Source organism: Bradyrhizobium uaiense, assembly GCF_010811875.1.
Taxonomy (GTDB): Bacteria; Pseudomonadota; Alphaproteobacteria; order Rhizobiales; family Xanthobacteraceae; genus Bradyrhizobium; species Bradyrhizobium uaiense.
In genome coordinates, this window is sequence record NZ_VKHP01000175.1 from 1 (window position 1) to 20,618 (window position 20,618).

A 20,618-nucleotide genomic window follows, 5' to 3' on the forward strand; every position below is an offset into this window, starting at 1 on the left:
CAGGTGCGAGCCGCCCACTTGAATCGAACAACTTTTCCGGCTCGTAGCTCCGCATCCAATGCTCGAGCAGCCTCAGGTGCTCGGGGTTGCCGCGCGGGTTGGCGATCGGCACCTGATGTGCACGCCAGAAGCCTTCGACCTTCAGCCCGTCGACCTCCTTCGGTCCCGTCCAGCCCTTCGGGCTGCGCAGCACGATCATCGGCCATCGCGGCCGCTTGAGGCCACCGGTCTGCTGGCGCGCGGCTTGCTGGATCGCGCCGATGCTGCCGAGCGCGGTGTCGAGCGTGCCGGCCATCAACCGATGCATGGCATGCGGATCGTTGCCTTCGACGAACATCGGCTCGTAGCCGTAGCCGGTGAAGAGGCTACCGATTTCCTCTTCATCCATTCGCCCCAGCACGGTGGGATTGGCAATCTTGTAACCGTTGAGGTGCAGGATTGGCAGCACTGCGCCGTCATGCACCGGGTTCAAGAACTTGTTGGAATGCCAGGACGCCGCGAGCGGGCCGGTCTCGGCCTCGCCGTCGCCGACCACGCAAACGGCGATCAAATCGGGGTTGTCGAGCACTGCGCCATATGCGTGCACCAGCGCATAGCCCAGCTCGCCGCCTTCGTGGATCGAGCCGGGCGTTTCCGGCGCGGCGTGGCTTGGAATGCCGCCGGGGAAGGAGAACTGGCGGAACAGCTTTCGCAAGCCATCGGCGTCGCGCGTCACTTCCGGATAAATTTCCGTGTAAGTGCCCTCGAGGTAGGTGTTCGCGACCATGCCGGGACCGCCGTGGCCGGGACCGCAAACATAGATGACGTTGAGGTCGGAGGCGCGAATTGCGCGATTGAGGTGAGCATAGATGAAGTTGAGCCCCGGCGTAGTGCCCCAATGTCCGAGCAGCCGCGGTTTGATGTGCTCGGGCTTCAGCGGTTCTCTCAGAAGCGGATTCGCAAGCAGATAGATCTGTCCAACAGACAGATAATTGGCGGCTCGCCAATAGCGATCGAGCAGCTCTAGATCGGCCGCGCGTGCTTGCTGGTCTGGAATGGTCGCAGATTGCATGTCGCTCTCCCAGGAGTCGGGGGTGACCCAGATGCTGGCCCGTCGGTTCCACGTTAGAAGGCGAATATGACGGGAATGGCTTGAGCCAGCTCAAAGATGCGTGGCAATGCGGCTCCGGTGGTTAGTGTTCCTGTCGGCGCCCCAACACCGAAAAAGTCGCGGATCGGTCTTTACTGGAAAGGGGGAGCAGGTGGCGGTTCCTGCTTTAGATCGTTTGGCACCATGCCATATGTTCTCAACACGGTGGTTTTCGTCTCCGGATGGCCGGTGCGGACGATCGCTGCAGCGCCAGCGTGGCCGAACGTCTTCCATAAATGCTTGGCGTGCTCTATGGCCGCGGCTGGGCTGGCGCATTTGGACTGCCGGCCGGGAACGAGCTCGCCATCGGTCCGGTCGTAAGACAGGGCAATGAAATGTGTGATCTCAGCCATCGACGTTTCCCTCAAACTCATCGGCCGGACGATGCTGTCTTGGCTTCGGCTTTGCTGCGCATCAAAGCAGGGCGCGGCGACAGATGTTTTGATCTACATCATCTGCGTAGAGGTAGAACGACCCGCTGCTCGAGCGGCTTGCGGTCGCACAATCGCATCCGCAGCGTCGGTCGATGATTAGAGCCAACTCACGCCGCTAATGATCAGTGATGATCACTGGCGCTGATGCCTTCATCGGATTTTCGATAGGCCGAATTGGTCGCAGTTGTCATCGTTCAGCCACGTGAAACAATGCAGCCCGCTGCAGAATTCCGATGGGGGATTTCATTGAAGCTAAGGCAGCGGCGCGCTAGAGCCCGGCAGCGATCGCGATCCGCATCAGTTCCGACATGCTGCGTACGCTAGTCTTGGCCATCAGGTTGGCGCGATAGACTTCAACCGTCCGCGGGCTGATGCCGAGGTCGTGGGCGATGACCTTGTTGATCTTGCCTGCTACCAGTCCCCGGAGCACGTCGCGTTCGCGTGGCGAGAGATCCACCAGGCGGGCTTCGGCTTCCCGCCTGACCGTACCGTCGGCCGGTGCTGACGACTGGGTCTTCAAGGCTTCGCCGATTGCGCGCAAAAGCGCCTCGTCCTCGAACGGCTTTTCGATGAAGTCGACCGCCCCGGCCTTCATCGCCTCGACCGCGAGTGCAACATCACCATGGCCAGTCATCAGGATGACAGGACATGCTACCGCATCCGCCTTGAGTTTGCGGACCAGATCGAGACCGCTCATGCCCGGCATGCGGATATCGGATACGATGCAGTCGGCCGCATTGCGGGCGAAATGATCAAGAAATGCGGTTGCCGTCTCATAGGTCGTCACCGCGAAGCCGTTGACGTCGAGAAGGAAGGCCAGGGAATCCCGTACGGCGGGATCATCGTCGATCACGAGAATTGTGCGCCGCGTAGTCATGTTTCTTCTCCGTCCTCCGCGAACGGGAGGATGAACTGAAAAATCGTGCCGCCACCAATGTTCGGCGTCACGTTGATGCGCCCACCATGGGATTCAATGATTGTGCGGCAGATCGAGAGGCCGACGCCCATGCCATGCTCCTTGGTCGTGACAAAGGGCTGAAACAGGCGGTCGGCAATGTCAGGGCTGATCCCCGGACCGGTGTCGGCAATGCTGAACGTCGCAACACCGTTAGTCTTCGTGACGCCGACGGTCAACTCGCGCCGCGGACTGGAGGCCATCGCCTCGATCGCATTGCGAACCAGGTTGAGGACGACCTGCTGAATCTGGATCTTGTCGACGATGATCGAGGGCATGTCACGGTCGCTGCGGATCGTTATCCGGACTCCCTGCTCCTTGGCGCCGAGTAGCGCCAGCGCGACAGCCTCTTCAAGCAAGGTAGCCGGGCTTTCCAGGGAGTGTTGTGTTTCGCCCTTGGCGACGAATTCGCGCAGGCGCTTGATGATATCGCCGGCCCGCAGTGCTTGCTGCGCGGCCCGGTCGAGCGCGTCACGGATTCGCGTCGTGTCCGGCATCTCCGACGCCAGCAGCGCCTTCGCGCCGCGCATGTAGTTGGTAATGGCTGAGAGCGGCTGGTTGATCTCATGGGCGATGGAGGATGCCATTTCACCCATTGCGGTCAACCGCGATACATGCACCAGCTCGGATTGCAGTTCCTGGAGCCTCCGCTCCTGCGCACGACGTTCGGTGAGATCGCGGATAAAACCGGTAAAGAAGCGTTCTCCGCGTACCTTGGCCTCACCGACCGCGAGCTCCATCGGAAAGGTCGAACCGTCGCTCCGTTCTCCAACGACGATGCGGCCAATGCCGATGATTCGCCGTTCTCCGGTGGTGAGGTAACGTTCGAGATACCGATCGTGCTCGCCGCGATACGGCTGAGGCATCAGGCTCGAAACGTTCTTTCCGATGACTTGGTCCGCTTTCCAGCCAAACAGGCGTTCGGCGGCCGCGCTGAAGGACTGAATGTTGCCGTGGTCGTCGATGACGATCATGGCGTCAGGGACGGTGTCGAGGATCGATTGCAGATGGGCCTGGCGATTTTGCGCCTGATCGCCTTCCCTCAACAGCCGGTCGCCCATGAAGCCAAGGACCGGTCCGAGGACGGCAAAACATGCGATATCGATCAGATTCGCAGGTTCAGTGATCAGGCTTTTGCCAAGGAATCTCGCGCTGATGAGGAGGCAGAGCAGAGTGGTGACGATCGCCGGCCCCTGGCCGCCGGCGAAAGCGGCAAACAACACGGCGGGCACGTAGATGATTGTGAAAGTCCGGTCTTCGAAATAATTATCTAGCCCCGCGCGCACCGCAAATACGAGTGCGGCCGCTGCCGCGGCAGTGCCATAGCGATACCAGAGACGGTCGGACATATTCCCCCGGGCAAAGCCCTCAAATCCCCTTCGACAGTACAACGTTCAGGCACCTGAAGCCACCAGTCGCTCGGCATGAACTCGTCTTGGGAACCAGCATGTTGACCCGGAATCCGCCTACTTGCCCCAAGCGCGCCAATGCGTCGGCTGCACAAGGATGCGTTCGACGGTCCCCGCCTTCACCCAACCGCCCAGTATGCGGCGGCAGGGGAAGACGAGCTGGTGAATGGCGTTGCCCTCGATCACGGCGAGTTCGAGGTCTCGATCGAAGGGGGCCGTCGCGACCCTCTCCCATGTCGCGCTGACGCCGGCCTCCGGGCGCTCTGGGGCGTCTCGTCCTGGCACGTCACGCAGCCTTCTGAGTAACCTCGTGAGTAACTTCGTCGATACCATCGGTCTTTCGTGCAAACAGGTTCAGCTCGATCGTACCCAGCGAACGCGCGGTCTCGATCGCGTAGGTCGCGTCGTTCGCGCTCCGCGCGGTCACGCCCTTGGCCCAGTCCTGCAGCGCCGTGATCTTCTCGGCGACCGAGGCGGTGGAATTGAACCTACGGAAGAGTTCCCAAGCCTCGTTCGATTCGACCTGGATCTGCTCGAACCAGTGCCGGTTTGCCTCGATCAGCTTCTCCGAGAATTCCGACTGGACGGCCATCGCGCGCTTCGCGTAGCTCTGGATGGCGTCGGAGACGGGGCGGGTTTCGCTGTGGTCTGTCATTTTCGACCTCCTTCGTTGAGGAAGGCCTTGCTTCCCATACGTGCGGCACTTGCGTGTTGATGCGTGTCAATTCGATGGCTTCCGGATCGCACGGCCCTGGCGGTCAACCTAGCTGCGCTTGGGATCGACGGCTGCGCCGGTTCGCAGGTTGATGAAGTGAACGCCGCCGCAGGCGGCGCAGGAGATCGAATGCAGATCGTCAGCCGAAGGTTCGGGCGGGTCACCGGGAAGCAGGCCTTGGACTCGATCGCCGGTGGTGGGACACGAGAAGATAATGGGGCGCCAAGCCCTTATGTCTGCCATTTGCAAAATCCTGACGGAAGAACATCATCCGGCGGCACGCGTCGTGCCGCATTGACGCACGTCAAAATTCGGGTGAACCGTCGAGCCGACGCCGGCAGGCTAAAACGGCCGGCGGCGATGGAGCCGAACAGAGCTTGATTTGGCAGGTTGGCTTAGCGAAGGCCGCTTTGCCTGCAAGATCATCCGGACAAAGGCCACTACGGCGATCGCGAACGCTCCGATGGAGGCGAGCAGGTTCTGCAACATGGTTTTATTCTCCTGACTGGCTGGCAACATCTTCGATCATCGGCCGTGACGCCTTGATTCCCGTCAAGCGCAGGCATTGAGAGAGATCAAGACGGATGGGTCGATCTTGTGTGAGCTTGCTGCGAGCCTTGAAAGGAGAGCGACAATGCGCGCACATCAGATCATGGCGAGACATCTCGTCACTGTTGAAACCGAGACATCCATAGTCGATGCCGCGAAGCTGATGATGGATCACCATATCAGCGGACTGCCCGTAGTCGATGCGGCCGGAAGACTGGTCGGCATCCTGTCAGAGAGCGATTTCTTGCGGCGAAGTGAGATCGGTACGCAACGCCGGCGCGGCCGCTGGCTTCGGTTGCTTCTCGGTTCCGGCTATGCGGCCGCAGACTTCGTCCACGAGCGCGGGCGGAAGGTCGGAGAGATCATGTCGTCCGATCCCGTCACCGTGACGGAAGAAACGCCTCTGCCTGATCTAGTCGATCTCATGGAGAAGAAGGGCGTCAAACGGCTGCCAGTGATGCGCGACGGTCGCCTCGTTGGCCTCGTGACGCGTGCGGACCTGCTGCGGGCAGTAGCATCTATCGCGCACCAGATTCCGGATCCCACGGCAGACGACAATCACATCCACGATCGCATCGTGCGGGCACTCGACGGTGCAAACTGGTGTCCGCTCGGCCTGCAAGTCTCGGTGCGCAACGGCGTGGTGCACCTCCGCGGGGTGATCATGGATGAGCGGGCGAGGCAGGCGGCGATTGTCGCCGCGGAAAATGCCGCCGGCGTAAAGGAGGTGCACGATCATCTTTGCTATGTCGACACCTATTCCGGCTTCTATATCCAATCGGCGGAAGACGAACGAGCCGGCGCCGTCAAGGCAGAGAAGGAGACGGCAGGATGATCGCTCGCCCCGCGATCCTGCTGATCCCGTTGATTGTGGTTGCGGTGGTCAGCGCAGATGTCGTCGGATTTGCCACGACGCTGCTTGTGATCTGTGTGATCGTGGGGTTCGCGATCGTGGCCGCGGAATGGACCGTCAACGGCAAAACGACGTCAATACCAGCAATCCGGCCGTCGTCCGAGGACTGGGAATCCAACCGCAGATAGTGGCGCCGTCCGGTCGTACTTGCGGATCTTGCCAGGTGTGACGCCATGAGCCTCGTGGTCGAGGCCGCTCATGAATCGCTTTCAATATCGATACGACATCTGCGCCGCACCGCATTCTTGCGACAGATCAATACCGGTGCCTCGCACTCATGGCAGCATGAACAACAACTGACCAGCCCGTGCGAGGTTGCCATGCCATCATTCGACGTTCGTTTCATCAAAACCGTTTGCGACGATACCGGCCACGAACATCGCGCCTGCCAGGCAGCGTTCAAGGTCGATGCTGTCTCGCTTTCCTCGGCCGCGCAGCTGGCCGAGGCCGACTTCTGCCGACAGAAAGGCGTCCGCGACTGGACGATCTTCGCCGACTCCATGGAGCTTCGAACGCCGCCGGCTTTGCCATCCGCCTGGGGAGGCTGACGACGCTTGAGCGGCCGCCACGTTCGATTGCTGCGATGCCAATCTTGACGAAGATCAAATCTGCGATCGCGACTAGCCGGTAAGAGTGAGCAAATGAGGGGAATCGATAATGTCCGATCGATCAGACGGCAACAGCTCGCCACAATTTGAAAATCTTCTTGGTCGCTTGCGTGGGTTTCTATCCCGCTGCCGTGAGTTCGATTTGATGACCGATAGAGAGGTCGATGAGATCGCTCACGAGCTCAATCTCTCCACGTCCGATCTCCGGATGCTCGCCCGCGAGCGGGGTTCGCCGGAATTGCTGCGCAAGCGTCTTGAGCATGCAGGTCTGTCCGAGCAGCAGCTCGCTTCGTCACATTGCGACGTGTTGCGTGATCTACAGCGCGTGTGCGGTCTATGCCATGAGAAGCCGCGCTGTGCCGCGGATCTCGCGCGAGAGAGACGAGCCAGTCCGGCTAAATATTGTCCGAACGAAATGACCCTGACGGCGCTGAGCCGCGGTGCCGGCGCCAAGCGCCATGGCGCAGGAATTGATGCCGGTCAACGGGCCGCCAGCGAGATTGTGGTTTCCATGCCGTCAGCCCATCCAAAGAAGGCCTCCATATGACAAGTCCATCTTCAGTTTCCAAGTCGATTTCCAAGTCGATGACGATGGGCGAAGCCGGTTTGGCGTCGGGACTCGCGGTTTTTGCCTTCGTCTCCTTTCTCGGTATGGCGATGGGGCACGATGCCGCGTTCAGTTTCCACGCGGCGCTTGCTTGCGCCGCCAGCCTGATCTCCGTGGTCGTGATCGGCAATCGCTACCTTGACCGTCCGGCCGAATTGCCTCCGGCGGAGATCAATGGACGCCCCAATTACTACCTCGGACCGATCAAGTTTGCTTCCGCCATGGCGATGTTCTGGGGTATCGCCGGCTTCACCGTGGGTCTGATCATCGCGATGCAGCTGGCGTGGCCGGCGCTGAACTTCGATCTACCCTGGACGACATTCGGCCGGCTGCGACCGCTACATACGTCGGCCGTGATTTTCGCGTTCGGCGGCAATGTCCTGATCGCGAGTTCGTTCTACGTCGTGCAGAAGACCTGCCGCACGCGGCTTGCCGGCGACCTCGCACCCTGGTTCGTCGTCGTGGGCTACAACTTCTTCATCCTGATTGCCGGCACCGGCTATCTGCTGGGTGTCACCCAATCGAAGGAATACGCCGAACCGGAGTGGTACGCGGACCTCTGGCTGACGATCGTCTGGGTGACGTATCTGCTCGTGTTCTTGATGACGCTGGTGAAGCGCAAGGAGCCGCATATCTTCGTCGCCAATTGGTTCTATCTGGCGTTCATCATCACGATCGCGGTGCTCCATCTCGGCAACAACCCCGCGCTGCCGGTCTCCTTCCTCGGCTCGAAATCCTACATCGCCTGGGGTGGCGTGCAGGATGCAATGTTCCAGTGGTGGTACGGCCATAACGCGGTCGGCTTCTTCCTGACCGCCGGCTTCCTGGCGATCATGTACTACTTCATTCCGAAGCGGGCGGAACGTCCAATCTATTCCTACCGGCTGTCGATCATCCATTTCTGGGCGCTGATCTTCCTCTACATCTGGGCCGGCCCGCATCATCTGCACTACACGGCGCTGCCGGATTGGGCGCAGACGCTCGGCATGACCTTCTCGATCATGCTCTGGATGCCGTCCTGGGGCGGCATGATCAACGGTCTGATGACGCTGTCGGGAGCTTGGGACAAGCTGCGTACCGATCCCGTGCTCCGCATGATGGTGGTGTCGGTGGCCTTCTACGGCATGTCGACCTTCGAGGGGCCGATGATGTCGATCAAAGTGGTCAATTCGCTCAGCCACTACACTGACTGGACCATCGGCCACGTGCATTCCGGTGCGCTGGGCTGGGTCGGATTCGTCTCCTTCGGCGCGCTCTATTGCCTGATCCCCTGGCTGTGGAACCGCCAGCTTTACAGCCTGAAGCTCGTGAACTGGCACTTCTGGATCTCGACCATCGGCATCGTGCTCTACATCTCGGCGATGTGGGTTTCGGGAATCCTGCAGGGCCTGATGTGGCGTGCCTACACCTCGCTCGGCTTCCTCGAATATTCCTTCATCGAGTCGGTCGAAGCGATGCATCCCTTCTACATCATCCGCGCAGCCGGCGGCGCGCTGTTCCTGGCCGGCGCCCTGATCATGGCCTTCAATCTCTGGATGACGGTCAACGCCGGCCGAGCCAGCGAAACCGAGGGTACTGCTGCCCTCCAGCCCGCCGAATAGGTCACGCAATGTCCTTCTGGAATCGACACAAGATCTTTGAGAAGAACTCGATCATCCTGATCGCCGGCATTCTCGTCGTCATTGCCATCGGCGGGCTGGTCGAGATCACGCCGCTGTTCTACCTGAAGAGCACGATCGAGGCGGTCGACGGCGTGCGGCCCTACACGCCGCTCGAGCTTGCCGGCCGCAACATCTATGTCCGCGAGGGCTGCTATCTCTGCCACTCGCAGATGATCCGGCCGCTGCGCGACGAGGTCGAACGCTATGGGCACTATTCGCTCGCCGCGGAGAGCATGTACGACCATCCGTTCCAGTGGGGCTCCAAGCGTACCGGGCCGGATCTGGCGCGCGTCGGCGGCAAATATTCCGACGATTGGCACGTCACGCACCTGATCAATCCGCGGTCGATCGTCCCGCAATCGGTAATGCCCGGGTATCCGGCGCTGGCGAAGGCGGAGCTCGACCCGTCCGACGTCGCGGCCCATCTGCGGACCAATCGCGCGGTCGGCGTGCCCTATATCGACGAGCAGATCGCCAACGCGGCCGCCGATCTGAAGGCGCAGACCGATCCCGACGGTGCCGGCTCCGATGCGTTCCAGAAGCGCTATCCGAAGGCCTTGGTCCGCAACTTCGACGGCAAGCCCGGCAATCCGACTGAGCTCGACGCGCTGATCGCCTATCTGCAGATGCTCGGCACGCTGGTCGACTTCAAGCTCTACAACGAAAAAGCCAACCTGCGCTGAGGGCACGAGCATGAAAGCGATCATTCAAGTCGAGAATTTTGCGTCGAGCCTGGTCGGCACGCTCTGGACGCCCATCTTCGTTGGAATCTTCATCGCCATCGTCGCCTACGCGCTTTGGCCCCGCAACAAATCTCTCTTCGATGCGGCAGCCCGGATGCCGTTGCGGGAGGACTGACCGATCATGAGCGACCACAACGAGATCGACCACGTTTCCGGCCGCAGCACGACCGGTCATGAGTGGGACGGCATCAAGGAGCTGAACACGCCGCTGCCGCGGTGGTGGGTCCTGACATTCTACGCCACGATCGTCTGGGCGATCGGCTATTGGGTCGTCTATCCGGCCTGGCCGCTCGTCTCGGGCTACACCACCGGCCTGTTCCAGTATTCCACTCGCGCGAGCGTCTCGACCGACCTCGCCGATCTGGAGAAGCTGCGCGGCGAGAAGATGGCGGTGCTCGGCAACGCCTCGCTTGCCGACATCGAGAAGGATCCCGCCTTGCTGGCGCTGGCTCGCGCGCGCGGCAAGACTGTGTTTGCCGATAATTGCGCGCCCTGTCACGGCAGCGGCGGCGCCGGCGCCAAGGGCTTTCCCAACCTGAACGACGACGACTGGCTGTGGGGCGGCTCGCTGGACCAGATCATGCAGACGATCCAGTTCGGCGCGCGGTCGGGGCACGCCAAGACCCACGAAGGGCAGATGCTGGCGTTCGGTCGCGATGGCGTTCTGAAGAAGGACGAGATCGTGACCGTCGCCAACTATGTGCGCTCGCTGTCCGGCCTTTCCACCGCGCCTAAGTTCGACGCCGCGGCAGGAAAAAAGCTCTTCACCGAGAACTGCACGAGCTGCCACGGCGACAACGGCAAGGGCAACCCGGAGCTCGGCGCGCCGAACCTGACCGACCAGATCTGGCTCTATGGCTCCGACGAGGAGACCCTGGTCGAGACCATCACCAACGGCCGTGCCGGCGTGATGCCGGCCTGGGTCGGCCGTCTGGATCCGGTCACCGTCAAGGCGCTGGCGGTCTATGTGCACTCGTTGGGCGGCGGCAAATAGCTGCCGCCACAAGGGCGTCCGGGATCATTGACCGACGTCAAACCCGGACTTGGTGGAGGGATGTAGGTTTCAGCGACAGCCTCCTCGAGCAACCCATGAACAAGCCCGTGTCGCCTGACGAACTCATAACCGACGAAGACGGGCCGCTCTACGCGCCTCGCAAGAAGGTATACCCGCAGAGCGTCTCCGGCCGCTTCCGCTCGATCAAATGGCGGCTGATGGCTGTCTGCCTCGGCGTCTACTATTTGCTGCCGTTCGTGCGCTGGAATCGCGGGCTCGGCGCGCCCGACCAGGCGGTGCTGATCGATTTTCCCAACCGGCGCTTCTACTTCTTCTTCATCGAGCTGTGGCCGCAGGAGATCTACTACTTCACCGGCCTCTTAGTGCTCGCAGCGCTCGCTCTGTTCCTGATGAACGCGCTGGGTGGTCGGATCTGGTGCGGCTATCTCTGCCCGCAGACGGTCTGGACCGATCTGTTCTATGCGGTCGAGCGTCTGGTCGAAGGCGATCGCCGCGCCCAGATCAAGGCCGATGCAGGCCCGATGACCGCAAAGCGCGCCGGTCGCCGCGTGCTGAAGCATGCGATCTGGCTGATGATCGCCTGGTGGACCGGCGGCGCCTGGGTGCTCTATTTCGCTGATGCGCCGACCCTGGTGCGCGATCTGGCGACCTTTCAGGCGCCGGCGATCGCCTATGTCTGGATCGCGATCCTGACCGCGTCGACCTATCTGCTGGCCGGCTACATGCGCGAGCAGGTCTGCGTCTACATGTGCCCGTGGCCGCGGATCCAGGCCGCGCTGACCGATGAATGGGCGCTCAACGTCACCTACAAATACGATCGCGGCGAGCCGCGTTGCTCGGTGAAGAAGGCGTTCGACATCCGCGCGCTCGGCGAGAAGGCCGGCGATTGCATCGATTGCAACCAATGCGTTGCGGTGTGCCCGACCGGGATTGACATCCGCGACGGCGCGCAGCTTGGCTGCATCCAGTGCGGTCTATGCATCGATGCCTGCGATGCAGTCATGACCAAGGTCAGCCGCAGGACCGGCCTGATCGGATACGACAACGACATCAATGTCCAGCGCCGTATCGCCGGCAAGGAAGAGGTTTTCAAGTCTGTTCGCGCCCGTACGGTCGTCTATGCCGGCCTGATCACCGTCGTCTGCGCAGTGATGCTCTATGCATTGATGTCGCGGACCCTGCTCGACGTCAATGTGCTGCATGATCGCAACCCGATCGCGGTGCGGCTCAGCGACGGGGCGACCCGCAACGGATACACGCTGCGATTCCTCAACAAGCGCGGCTTCGATCGTGTGATCGCGATCGATATCGATGGGCCAGCCGAGGCCAAGCTTCACGTCATCGGCGCGGACTCCGTGACGCCAGACCGGCCGATGATCGTCCTCGGCCGGGATGCCACCACCGAATTGCGTGTGCTGGTGACAGCCCCGTTCGATGAAAAGGCCGAAAAATCGGTGCCGGTCACATTCCGCATCACTGACATCGGGCTCGGCGAAGTCGCCTCGGCAACCGACCACTTCGTTCTTCCATAGCGGCGGATTTCTATCATGGCAGCTTCAAGTCAAGCGGCGCGACCCATCACCGGACGCTTCGTCCTGATCACGACGGTCGCGTTCTTTGCCATCGTCATCAGCGTGAACATGGTGATGATGCGCCTCGCCATCACGACGCTGCCAGGAACCGAGGTCGATAGCGCCTACAGCGCAAGTCTCGCCTACCAGCGTGAGATCGTGGCAGCGCGGCAGCAGAACGAGCGGGACTGGCAGGTCCAGGCGCATATTGATCGGCGACCCGACGGCACCGCCGCGATCGCACTCGAGGCGCGCGACCGTGCCGGCACGCCACTGACGGGGATGAATTTCCTCGCTCGGCTCGAGCGACCGATCGATCGCCGAGCCGATCGGGCGATCGAGGTCAGTGAGGCCGGCTTAGGAAGCTACCGCGGTCACGCGGACGGCGTTGCGGCGGGGCAGTGGGACCTTGTGATCGAGGGCGATGCCGACGGTCGCCGCATGTTCCTGTCGAAGAACCGCATTGTCCTGAACTGAAGGCGCGCCGCATGCACGCGGATATCGATTTCTCGCATTATTTGAAGAGCACGGGAGCCGGGTTCGTCCATCTCGATCTCGCGGTCGAAGGTATCAACTGCGCAGGCTGCATGGCCAAGATCGAGCGCAATCTCTCGACCATTCCAGACGTTACCTCTGCCCGCGTCAACCTGACCGATAGTCGCCTGGCGCTGGAGTGGAAAGCAGGCGCCCTCGATCCGGCGCTGTTTGTGAGCCGTCTCGCCGAGCTCGGCTACAAGGCATACCCGTTTGAACGTGACGATGCCGAAACGCTGGAAGCGCGGCGGGCGCAGGGCCTGTTGCGCCGGCTGGGTGTCGCGGCGTTTGCCGCCATGAACGTGATGATGTTGTCGATCCCGGTTTGGTCCGGAAATGTCTCGGACATGCTGCCGGAGCAGCGCGATTTCTTTCATTGGCTGTCGGCGCTGATCGTGCTGCCGGCGGCGGCCTATTCCGCGCAGCCGTTCTTCTCGTCGGCCCTCTCAGCGCTGCGGGCGCGCGGCGTCAACATGGACGTGCCGATCAGCATCGGCATCGTGCTTGCGCTAGCGACCTCGGTGATCGAGACCATCAATCACGCCGAGCATGCCTATTTCGATGCCGCGGTCATGCTGATCGCGTTCCTGCTCGCTGGCCGTTATCTCGACCAGAACATGCGGCGGCGTACCCGTGCCTTTGCCGGAAATCTGGCTGCCCTCAAGGCGGAGACTGCGACGAAGTTCGTCAGCCCAACCGAGATCAAGACAGTCCCGGCGGCCGCTATCCGGCCCGGCGACATCGTGCTGCTGCGGCCCGGCGAGCGCTGCGCGGTCGACGGCAATGTGATCGAGGGGCGCTCGGAGGTCGATCAAAGTCTGATCACGGGCGAAACCTTGCCGGCAATGGTCACACCCGGCAGCGCCGTGTTCGCAGGCACGCTGGTCCGTTCCGGCACGTTGCGGGTCCGCGCGTCCGCGGCCTCGGGCGGTACGTTGCTTGACGAGATATCCCGGCTGCTCGATCACGCGCTGCAGGCGCGTTCGCGCTATTTGCGGCTCGCCGAGCGGGCATCGAGGCTCTATGCACCGGTGGTGCATGCGACCGCATTGCTCACGATGCTGGGTTGGCTGGCCTGGGGCGCGAGTTTTCACGACTCGATCGTGACAGCGATTGCGGTCCTGATCATCACCTGTCCTTGTGCGCTTGGGCTGGCCATTCCAGCCGTGCAGACCGTTGCGTCCGGCGCGTTGTTTGGCTCGGGCGTGCTGCTTAATTCCGGCGATGCGATCGAGCGCATCGCCGAAATCGACCGGGTGATCTTCGACAAGACGGGTACTTTGACCCTGCCTGAACTCGATGTCGCCAATCTAGCGGATATCCCGGACGATGTCGTGAGGCTCGCGGGCCGCCTGGCACTGTCGAGCCGGCATCCGGTCGCTGCCGCTGTCGCACGCTATGCCGGAGCTGCATCACCACTACCGGACATTCAGGAGGAACCGGGCCAGGGTGTCCATGGTCTTCACGACGGCCGTCCGATACGTCTGGGGCGCCCGTCATTCTGCGGCGCCGATGACCTCGCCAACGAGATTCTGTGCCGCGATCCGGAAGCTTCGGTCGTCGCATTCAGCCATGGCGAGAGCCGATACGCCTTCGCGGTTCGGCAACGGCTGCGGCCGGACGCGGCCGAGGTGGTGGCGGGCTTGGTGCGCATGGGTGTTGCCGTCGAGATCGTGTCCGGGGATCGCGAGCCTGCAGTGCGGCTCGCGTCCGAGACGCTCGGCGTGCATGAATGGCGTGCCGAGGTGTCCCCGGTCGACAAGATCGACCGTATCGAGGAACTGGTGCGTCAAGGCTGCAAAGTGCTGATGGTCGGCGACGGCTTGAACGATGCGCCGGCTTTGGCTGCGGCGCACGCCTCGATGTCGCCCGTTACGGCCACGCACATGAGCCAGGCGGTCGCCGATGCGGTCTTCCTCGGCGAACGTCTCGCGCCGGTGCTGGCGGCAGTGAAGGTATCTCGCAAGGCGCTGCGGCTGATGCGGCAAAATCTTTGGCTTGCCATTGTGTACAACGTGTTGGCGGTGCCGATTGCAATCGCCGGCCTGGTCACGCCCCTGATCGCCGCGGCGGCGATGTCGGGTTCATCGGTGATCGTGATGCTCAATGCATTGAGGGCGCGAGCGAGGGAGACGATCTGATGGAGGTTCTGGTCATTCTGGTGCCGCTTGCCCTCGCGCTCGGCTTTGTCGGTCTGCTCGGCTTCCTGTGGTCGCTGAAGAGCGGACAGTATGATGACCTCGACGGTGCGGCTTGGCGTGCCATCGCTGATGACGAGCCGGCAAGCGATCAAGGCCAATCCAGATAGTGAAAATATGCCAGTGAGGCTGCTGAGGCTATGGTCAGCGCCGTACCGGCGAGGGCCAGCATCAGTGTCCAGTCGGTGCGCCTGCCGGATCGCGGGGCGCGCGACCGCAGGATCAGGACGGAAACAAGTCTGCTGATGGAGGCGAGCCGTGCCATGCTCAGCAACAGCTCATCGGCAGCACGTCTGGCTGCCAGTAGCGCCAGTGTGTCGGCGACGCCCTGACGGCTTGCATGGTACCCAAATTGAACCATCCGTCCGTGCGCCGGATGCAGGGGAAGCCCAACGGGCGTTGCTTGTCATCGATAACGGCGAGCTCGATCGCGCAGTCGAACGGGGCCGACGCGATGTCTCGCCACCCCAAAACAATGAACCAGCGTATGACTGAGCTGAAAAGCCGCCGCATGTCTTGGATATCCTCCGAAGAACAGCGTCAACGATGGCATGATTGGTCGTCCGCGCGTTGATTTGGCGCAAAACGGAAGAGCAGATTGATCGCAGGGCAACATTTGACGCCGCTCAACTCCCTTACCGGCGGGGTAGGCTATGGAAGCAGCGGAAGCTGGGAGTGGGCATGCAGCGTGTGCGACGACGCGCCGACAGGCTAGAGGTCACCGATGGAAACAAGGCGATGGTGCCCACAAGGCGTGGCATCGTCGCACGCCTCTCGGACGTCTTGGCGGCCGGTCGCGGGCGCCTCAGGGACCATCCGCTGGCTCGGCTGGGGCCCGGGCTGATCACCGGCGTCGCCGACGACGATCCCAGCGGCATCGCCACCTATTCCCAAGCGGGTGCCCAGTTCGGCACAGGTATGCTGTGGACGATGCCCTTGGCTTTTCCGCTCATGGCCGCGATTCAATCCATGTGCGGGCGGATCGGCCGGGTCACGGGCCGGGGCCTCGCCGCAAACATCAAGGCCGAATTCCCGCCGATCGTTCTCAAGGGCGCGGTTCTCCTCCTGTTGATTGCAAACACGATCAACATCGGGGCCGACGTCGCGGCCATGGGAGAGGCCGGCCAGCTCGTTACCGGGCTCAATCCGCATGCGATGGCTGTTGTCTTCGTCGTATCGACACTCCTGCTTCAGGTCTTCGTTCCGTATCACCGCTACGTCTTCTTCCTGAAATGGCTAACCCTTTCACTTCTCGCCTATGCGGCCGTCCTGTTTACCGTTCACGTTCCCTGGGGGCAGGTCCTGCGAGATACCGTATGGCCGCGGCTGCAATTCACGGCGGATAGTGCGGCTGTCGTCGTTGGCGTCTTCGGGACGACCATCAGTCCGTACCTGTTTTTCTGGCAGGCTTCCGAGGAGGTAGAGGATATGCAGGCGCAAGGCAAAGCGGGGCTCGCGTCTGATCCCTGCGCCGCCACGAAAGAGTTGCGTCGCATCCAGTGGGATACCTGGAGTGGTATGTTCTATTCTGACATCACCGCTTATTTCATCATCCTGGCGACTGCGGTCACGCTGCATGTGGCAGGAATCACCAACATCGAAACCGCGGCACAGGCGGCCAGCGCGTTGCGGCCGCTGGCGGGGGATTTTGCCTTCAATCTGTTCGCGGTGGGCATCGTCGGTGTTGGCCTGATCGGCGTGCCGGTCCTGGCTGGATCCTCGGCCTATGCGCTGTCGGAGGCCCTGGGTTGGAATGAAGGCCTCGAGAAGGAGGTGCGAGACGCGCGGGCGTTCTACAGCGTGATCGCGTTCAGCATCATCGCCGGATTGTTCATCCAGTATTCGCCGGTCAGCCCGATGAAGGCGCTGTTCTGGAGTGCCGTGATCAATGGCGTCGTCGCCGTGCCGTTGATGGCTGTGATCATCCTGCTGGCGTCCAGGCGTTCGGTTATGGGACCGCATGTCTCAAGTCGGTCGACGGTGCTGCTCGGATGGATCGCAACCGTCGTGATGGGGTTGGCCGCGATCCTGATGTTCGTGCTTCGTTGATCGGAGCCATCCGTTGCGATTGTGGCACCGATGTCACGGCACAGCCCGGCAGGAAGTCGCCTGCCGGGCTGTGTCATCGGCGCTCCCGAGGGCAGGTCGGGCCGCTCAATGACTCGTGATTGCAGTCGCCTCCGCGGCCGCGCGTTGCATGCACGAGGACATCTCGCCAGTCACGGTGCATTGTTCCTCGACAGCCGCGACGGTCGACGTGACGTACTCGCTGCGCTTAGATGTCGCCCAGTCTGCACCAGGCGAGGTCGATCAAGTTGCCGATCCTGGCGGATTGAGCCAGCAGCTTTTCGCGGCTCTCGGGATGTTCAATTTTTTCGATCACGATGGACGTGCGCGCGTGGGTTATCTGAAGCCGCGAAGATTGCTTCCTGAAGCGGCCGACTTCGCAAAACCAGCGCAGCTCCCCGGCTTGAGCAAGCCGTCCGCCTCGAGCTGCTTCATGGCTTCGTCCGCGAGCACGACGATATCGAACGGCTCGCCGGCGCGAACGCGTTTGGCGGCATCGACGCCGCCGACTGACTCGATGCTGGCCAGCTGTCCGGTCGTCGCCTGGTAGGCACGGCTCAGCTCCGTCAGGATTTGACGGGGCGCCATGGACGAGATGCCTGTCACTGTTGCGGTCATTTTTGGCTCTCGGACGATCCATCTGAGGCTGGCCTTCGCCAGCCTGCATTTCAAGGCTCCCCCACCCGCACAAGGCACCCGCCAGGGCCTCTGTCGAGGCTTGGGTGAAATCCCGGGATTTGCTAGACTGCCCCTGAGGTAACCGGGCAGATCGTTCAGATGGACGTGCCAGGACCAGAGCGCAGGCTCGCAGCGGTCCTCGCCGCCGACATGGTCGGCTATAGCCGCCTCATGGAGGCTGACGAGACGGGTACCCTTGCGCGTCTCAAGACCCATCGCATCGAACTGATCGATCCGGCGATATCCAAGAATCGCGGCCGCATCATCAAGACCACCGGCGACGGCATGCTGGTCGAGTTTCACAGCGTGGTCGATGCGGTGCTGTGCGCGGCGGAAGTCCAGCGCCGGATGGCCAAACGCAACACCGATGTCGCGCCGGCGCGGTGGATGCAGTTCCGCATCGGCATCAATCTCGGCGATGTGATCGTCGACGGGGCCGACATCTTCGGCGACGGCGTCAATGTCGCCTCCCGCCTGGAGACGCTGGCCGAGCCCGGCGGCATCTGCATTTCCGGCGCGGTCCGCGATCAGGTCGGCGATCGCCTGGAAGACCTCAGCTTCGAGGACCTCGGCGATCAGACCGTCAAGAACATTGCGCGTCCGATCAGGGTTTTCCGCGTCCATCTCGAAACGGATTCCGGGAGTGCTCTCGAGCGGGTGGGTGCGGCAGCGACACAAGTCGTCGCCAAGAAGCCCTCGATCGCCGTGCTGCCGCTCGTCAACATGAGCGGCGATCCCGAGCAGGAATTCTTCGCCGACGGCCTCACCGAGGACATCATCACCGAGCTGTCGCGCTTCCACGATCTGCTGGTGATCTCGCGCAACTCGACCTTCGTGTACAAGGGCAAGGCCGTGAAGGTGCAGGACGTCGCGAAGGAATTCGCCGTCGACTATGTGCTTGAGGGCAGCGTGCGGAAGGCCGGCGAGCGGATCCGCGTCACGGTGCAGCTGATCGATGCCTTGGCCGACCGGCACGTCTGGGCCGAGCGCTACGACCGCGAGCTTGCCGATATCTTCGCCATCCAGGACGAGATGACGCGCGCGATCGTGGCGACGCTCCCGGGACGGGTCGAGGCGGCCGCGCATGACCGCGTCAAGCGCAAGCCGACCGACAACATGGCGGCCTACGAGTGTGTGCTCGCCGCGAAGGTGCTGCATCATCGCTCGGCACGGGACGACAATGCGGAAGCGCAGCGTCTGCTCGAGCGGGCCATCGTGCTTGATCCGAACTATGCCCATGCGCACGCCTGGCGGGCCTGCGTGCTTGGCCAGACCTGGGTCTACAACTGGTGCGACGATCGCGACGCGACCTTCGCGCAGGTCGCCGCCGAGCTCGAGATTGCGCTCATGCTCGACGACAACGACAGCGACGTGCACCGGATCCTCGCCGCGCTGAACCTCAACCGCGACGACCACGACAAGGCGGCCTTCCACCAGGAGCGCGCGCTCGCGCTCAACCCGAATTACGACCTTGTCGTCGTGCAGCAGGGCGAGCTCCTGACCTGGCTCGGGCGGCCGGAGGAGGGCATCGACTGGATCAAGCGGGCGATGCGCCTCAATCCGTTCCATCCGGAGCGGTTCTGGAGCCATCTCGGCCGCGCCTGCTATTGCGCCGAGAAATACGCCGACGCGGCCGAGGCGTTCTCGCGGATCACCCGGCCCGACCACACCCATCACGCCTTCCTCGCGGCGACGCTGGCGCAGATGGGCAACGCAGTCGCAGCCTCCGCGCACGCCGCCGAGGTGCTGAAGCGCGAGCCGACCTTCTCGGTCGCCACCCATCTGGCAACCCAGCACTACAAGCGCGCGCCCGACCGGGCGCGCTACGAGGCCGGCCTGCTCAAGGCAGGGCTGCCGGCCTGACCGGCTGGATTAAAGCGGGATGAGTTTCGGTCGAATCGGCTTGGCGTGGTCTTGCTTCACCTCTCCCCGTTGGGGAGAGGTCGGATTGCAAAGCAATCCGGGTGAGGGCTCTTGCACTCTCGATGGACCGTAACCCCTCACCCGATTTGCTGCGCAAATCGACCTCTCCCAAGGGAGGGGTGAACCTTCGACGCTATTGCAGCTGAACCTGATCTCATCAGGCCTTGGAGGGCTTCCGGGGAAACGTCAGCGCAGCGAGGCGGTGCGCAGCACGAAGGACTGGGTGGTCAGGAGGGCGGTCGCCGAGCCCGAGAAGTGATCGCAGGTCATGCCCATCATCGGATCTTCCGAGAAGGTCATGGCGACGGCGGCCTGCGGCTTCACGAAATGCTGCCGCATCATGTTCATGTCGGTGTCGCCGAGCACCGTGGTCAGCATGCCGCTGCTCGCGCTCGGCGCCAGCATCACGACGCGCATCCAGATGTCGTTGCCCTTGGCGGCCGAGATCCGCGTCGACGTGGTGATCACGCCCTCACCCGGTGCACCCTTTGCGACGACGGTATTGATTTCGGTGGCCGGCGCCGCCGCATTGCGCACCGGGCGCACATTGCGCGGGATCGGCGCGGTCGCCGCGACGATGTTGGCGCGGTCGACCGGCGACGACGCCGCCGGCGCATAGGCCAGCGCCTTGTTGAAGCCGTCCGTCGTGCTGGCGGTGGTCTGCGGATCGGCACCACCGACCGCTTCGCGCGCCTTCAGCGCGGCGATCTGGGCGGCCGATGCCTGCTTCGGTGCGGCTCCCTCGTCACCCCAGAAGCCACGGGCGTTGATGATGTCGGCGGGCGATTGCGGCTCGGCGTTCTCGGCCGTCTGCACCACCTGCACCGTATCCTCCAGCGGCCTTCCGGGGCACGATATATCTGTTTCAAGCGGCGGTTCGCTGGTCGTGGACGGGACGACGCTCCGCCA

Annotated in this window: 21 protein-coding genes and 1 pseudogene; 14 read left to right on the forward strand and 8 right to left on the reverse strand. The window is 62.6% G+C overall.

Features of this window, described 5'->3' with window-relative positions; genetic code table 11:
• From FNJ47_RS32045 to FNJ47_RS32070, 6 genes are all read right to left on the reverse strand, one after another.
• On the reverse strand, positions 1-1,051 hold a 1,051-nt coding region (locus tag FNJ47_RS32045; protein ID WP_163159940.1), incomplete at its 3' end, for a phosphoketolase family protein.
• 170 nt (positions 1,052-1,221) lie between these two features.
• Positions 1,222-1,482, reverse strand: a complete 261-nt coding sequence (locus tag FNJ47_RS32050; RefSeq protein ID WP_163159941.1) for a hypothetical protein — start codon at positions 1,480-1,482, stop codon at positions 1,222-1,224.
• Positions 1,483-1,831: 349 nt separating this feature from the next.
• Positions 1,832-2,440 carry a response regulator FixJ gene (fixJ, locus tag FNJ47_RS32055; protein WP_163159942.1) on the reverse strand — a complete coding sequence of 203 codons (609 nt, stop codon included), beginning with the start codon at positions 2,438-2,440 and terminating at the stop codon, positions 1,832-1,834.
• The gene (locus tag FNJ47_RS32060) at positions 2,437-3,867 is read right to left on the reverse strand and encodes a PAS domain S-box protein (RefSeq protein ID WP_163159943.1); all 1,431 of its coding nucleotides are present in this window, start codon (positions 3,865-3,867) and stop codon (positions 2,437-2,439) included. Before FNJ47_RS32060 ends, fixJ begins: the two co-directional genes overlap by 4 nt.
• Before the next feature lie 346 nt (positions 3,868-4,213).
• Positions 4,214-4,582 carry a hypothetical protein gene (locus FNJ47_RS32065; RefSeq protein ID WP_163159944.1) on the reverse strand — a complete coding sequence of 123 codons (369 nt, stop codon included), beginning with the start codon at positions 4,580-4,582 and terminating at the stop codon, positions 4,214-4,216.
• A 402-nt stretch (positions 4,583-4,984) separates the two neighbouring features.
• Complete coding sequence (locus tag FNJ47_RS32070) at positions 4,985-5,131, reverse strand: hypothetical protein (RefSeq protein WP_163159938.1); 147 nt, start codon at positions 5,129-5,131, stop codon at positions 4,985-4,987.
• Positions 5,132-5,276: 145 nt separating this feature from the next.
• On the opposite strand from FNJ47_RS32070, the gene FNJ47_RS32075 reads away from it, so the two are divergent.
• The 13 genes from FNJ47_RS32075 (at position 5,277) to FNJ47_RS32135 (ending at position 17,090) form a co-directional block, all read left to right on the forward strand.
• A complete protein-coding gene (locus FNJ47_RS32075; protein ID WP_163159945.1) occupies positions 5,277-6,026 on the forward strand; it encodes a CBS domain-containing protein in 750 nt (249 codons plus the stop codon).
• The gene (locus FNJ47_RS32080; protein ID WP_163159939.1) at positions 6,023-6,232 is read left to right on the forward strand and encodes a hypothetical protein; all 210 of its coding nucleotides are present in this window, start codon (positions 6,023-6,025) and stop codon (positions 6,230-6,232) included. The genes FNJ47_RS32075 and FNJ47_RS32080 overlap by 4 nt, the downstream gene beginning before the upstream one ends.
• 45 nt (positions 6,233-6,277) lie before the next feature.
• Positions 6,278-6,652, forward strand: a complete 375-nt coding sequence (locus FNJ47_RS51660; protein WP_236000208.1) for a hypothetical protein — start codon at positions 6,278-6,280, stop codon at positions 6,650-6,652.
• A 109-nt stretch (positions 6,653-6,761) separates the two neighbouring features.
• Positions 6,762-7,259 carry a hypothetical protein gene (locus FNJ47_RS32090; RefSeq protein ID WP_163159946.1) on the forward strand — a complete coding sequence of 166 codons (498 nt, stop codon included), beginning with the start codon at positions 6,762-6,764 and terminating at the stop codon, positions 7,257-7,259.
• A 38-nt stretch (positions 7,260-7,297) separates the two neighbouring features.
• Positions 7,298-8,920 carry a cytochrome-c oxidase, cbb3-type subunit I gene (gene ccoN, locus FNJ47_RS32095; RefSeq protein WP_163159956.1) on the forward strand — a complete coding sequence of 541 codons (1,623 nt, stop codon included), beginning with the start codon at positions 7,298-7,300 and terminating at the stop codon, positions 8,918-8,920.
• Positions 8,921-8,928: 8 nt separating this feature from the next.
• On the forward strand, positions 8,929-9,663 hold the full coding sequence (gene ccoO, locus FNJ47_RS32100; RefSeq protein WP_163159947.1) for a cytochrome-c oxidase, cbb3-type subunit II: 735 nt from the start codon (positions 8,929-8,931) through the stop codon (positions 9,661-9,663).
• 10 nt (positions 9,664-9,673) lie between these two features.
• Entirely contained in the window at positions 9,674-9,838 is a 165-nt protein-coding gene (locus FNJ47_RS32105; RefSeq protein ID WP_097673061.1) for a cbb3-type cytochrome c oxidase subunit 3, read from the forward strand.
• A 6-nt stretch (positions 9,839-9,844) separates the two neighbouring features.
• Positions 9,845-10,717 carry a cytochrome-c oxidase, cbb3-type subunit III gene (ccoP, locus tag FNJ47_RS32110; RefSeq protein ID WP_163159948.1) on the forward strand — a complete coding sequence of 291 codons (873 nt, stop codon included), beginning with the start codon at positions 9,845-9,847 and terminating at the stop codon, positions 10,715-10,717.
• 95 nt (positions 10,718-10,812) lie between these two features.
• Positions 10,813-12,270: a cytochrome c oxidase accessory protein CcoG gene (ccoG, locus tag FNJ47_RS32115; protein WP_163159949.1), complete on the forward strand. Its 1,458-nt coding sequence runs from the start codon at positions 10,813-10,815 to the stop codon at positions 12,268-12,270.
• 15 nt (positions 12,271-12,285) lie between these two features.
• Positions 12,286-12,786, forward strand: coding sequence for a FixH family protein (locus FNJ47_RS32120; RefSeq protein WP_163159950.1), 501 nt, complete (start codon positions 12,286-12,288; stop codon positions 12,784-12,786).
• A gap of 11 nt (positions 12,787-12,797) precedes the next feature.
• Positions 12,798-14,984 (forward strand): heavy metal translocating P-type ATPase, encoded by a 2,187-nt coding sequence (locus FNJ47_RS32125; protein WP_163159951.1) that lies wholly within the window; start codon positions 12,798-12,800, stop codon positions 14,982-14,984.
• Positions 14,984-15,151 carry a cbb3-type cytochrome oxidase assembly protein CcoS gene (gene ccoS / locus FNJ47_RS32130; RefSeq protein WP_163159952.1) on the forward strand — a complete coding sequence of 56 codons (168 nt, stop codon included), beginning with the start codon at positions 14,984-14,986 and terminating at the stop codon, positions 15,149-15,151. Before FNJ47_RS32125 ends, ccoS begins: the two co-directional genes overlap by 1 nt.
• A gap of 571 nt (positions 15,152-15,722) precedes the next feature.
• Positions 15,723-17,090, forward strand: a complete 1,368-nt coding sequence (locus FNJ47_RS32135) for an NRAMP family divalent metal transporter (protein ID WP_236000209.1) — start codon at positions 15,723-15,725, stop codon at positions 17,088-17,090.
• A gap of 354 nt (positions 17,091-17,444) precedes the next feature.
• Here the strand turns inward: FNJ47_RS32135 and FNJ47_RS32140 are convergent, their stop codons facing one another.
• Positions 17,445-17,726 (reverse strand): substrate-binding domain-containing protein, encoded by a 282-nt coding sequence (locus tag FNJ47_RS32140; RefSeq protein WP_163159953.1) that lies wholly within the window; start codon positions 17,724-17,726, stop codon positions 17,445-17,447.
• Positions 17,727-17,885: 159 nt separating this feature from the next.
• Here FNJ47_RS32140 and FNJ47_RS32145 point away from each other — a divergent pair, with 159 nt between their 5' ends.
• Entirely contained in the window at positions 17,886-19,649 is a 1,764-nt protein-coding gene (locus tag FNJ47_RS32145) for an adenylate/guanylate cyclase domain-containing protein (RefSeq protein WP_163159954.1), read from the forward strand.
• A gap of 246 nt (positions 19,650-19,895) precedes the next feature.
• On the opposite strand, the pseudogene FNJ47_RS32150 reads toward FNJ47_RS32145, so the two are convergent.
• Positions 19,896-20,618, reverse strand: a pseudogene (locus tag FNJ47_RS32150) (DUF882 domain-containing protein); the annotation flags it as partial.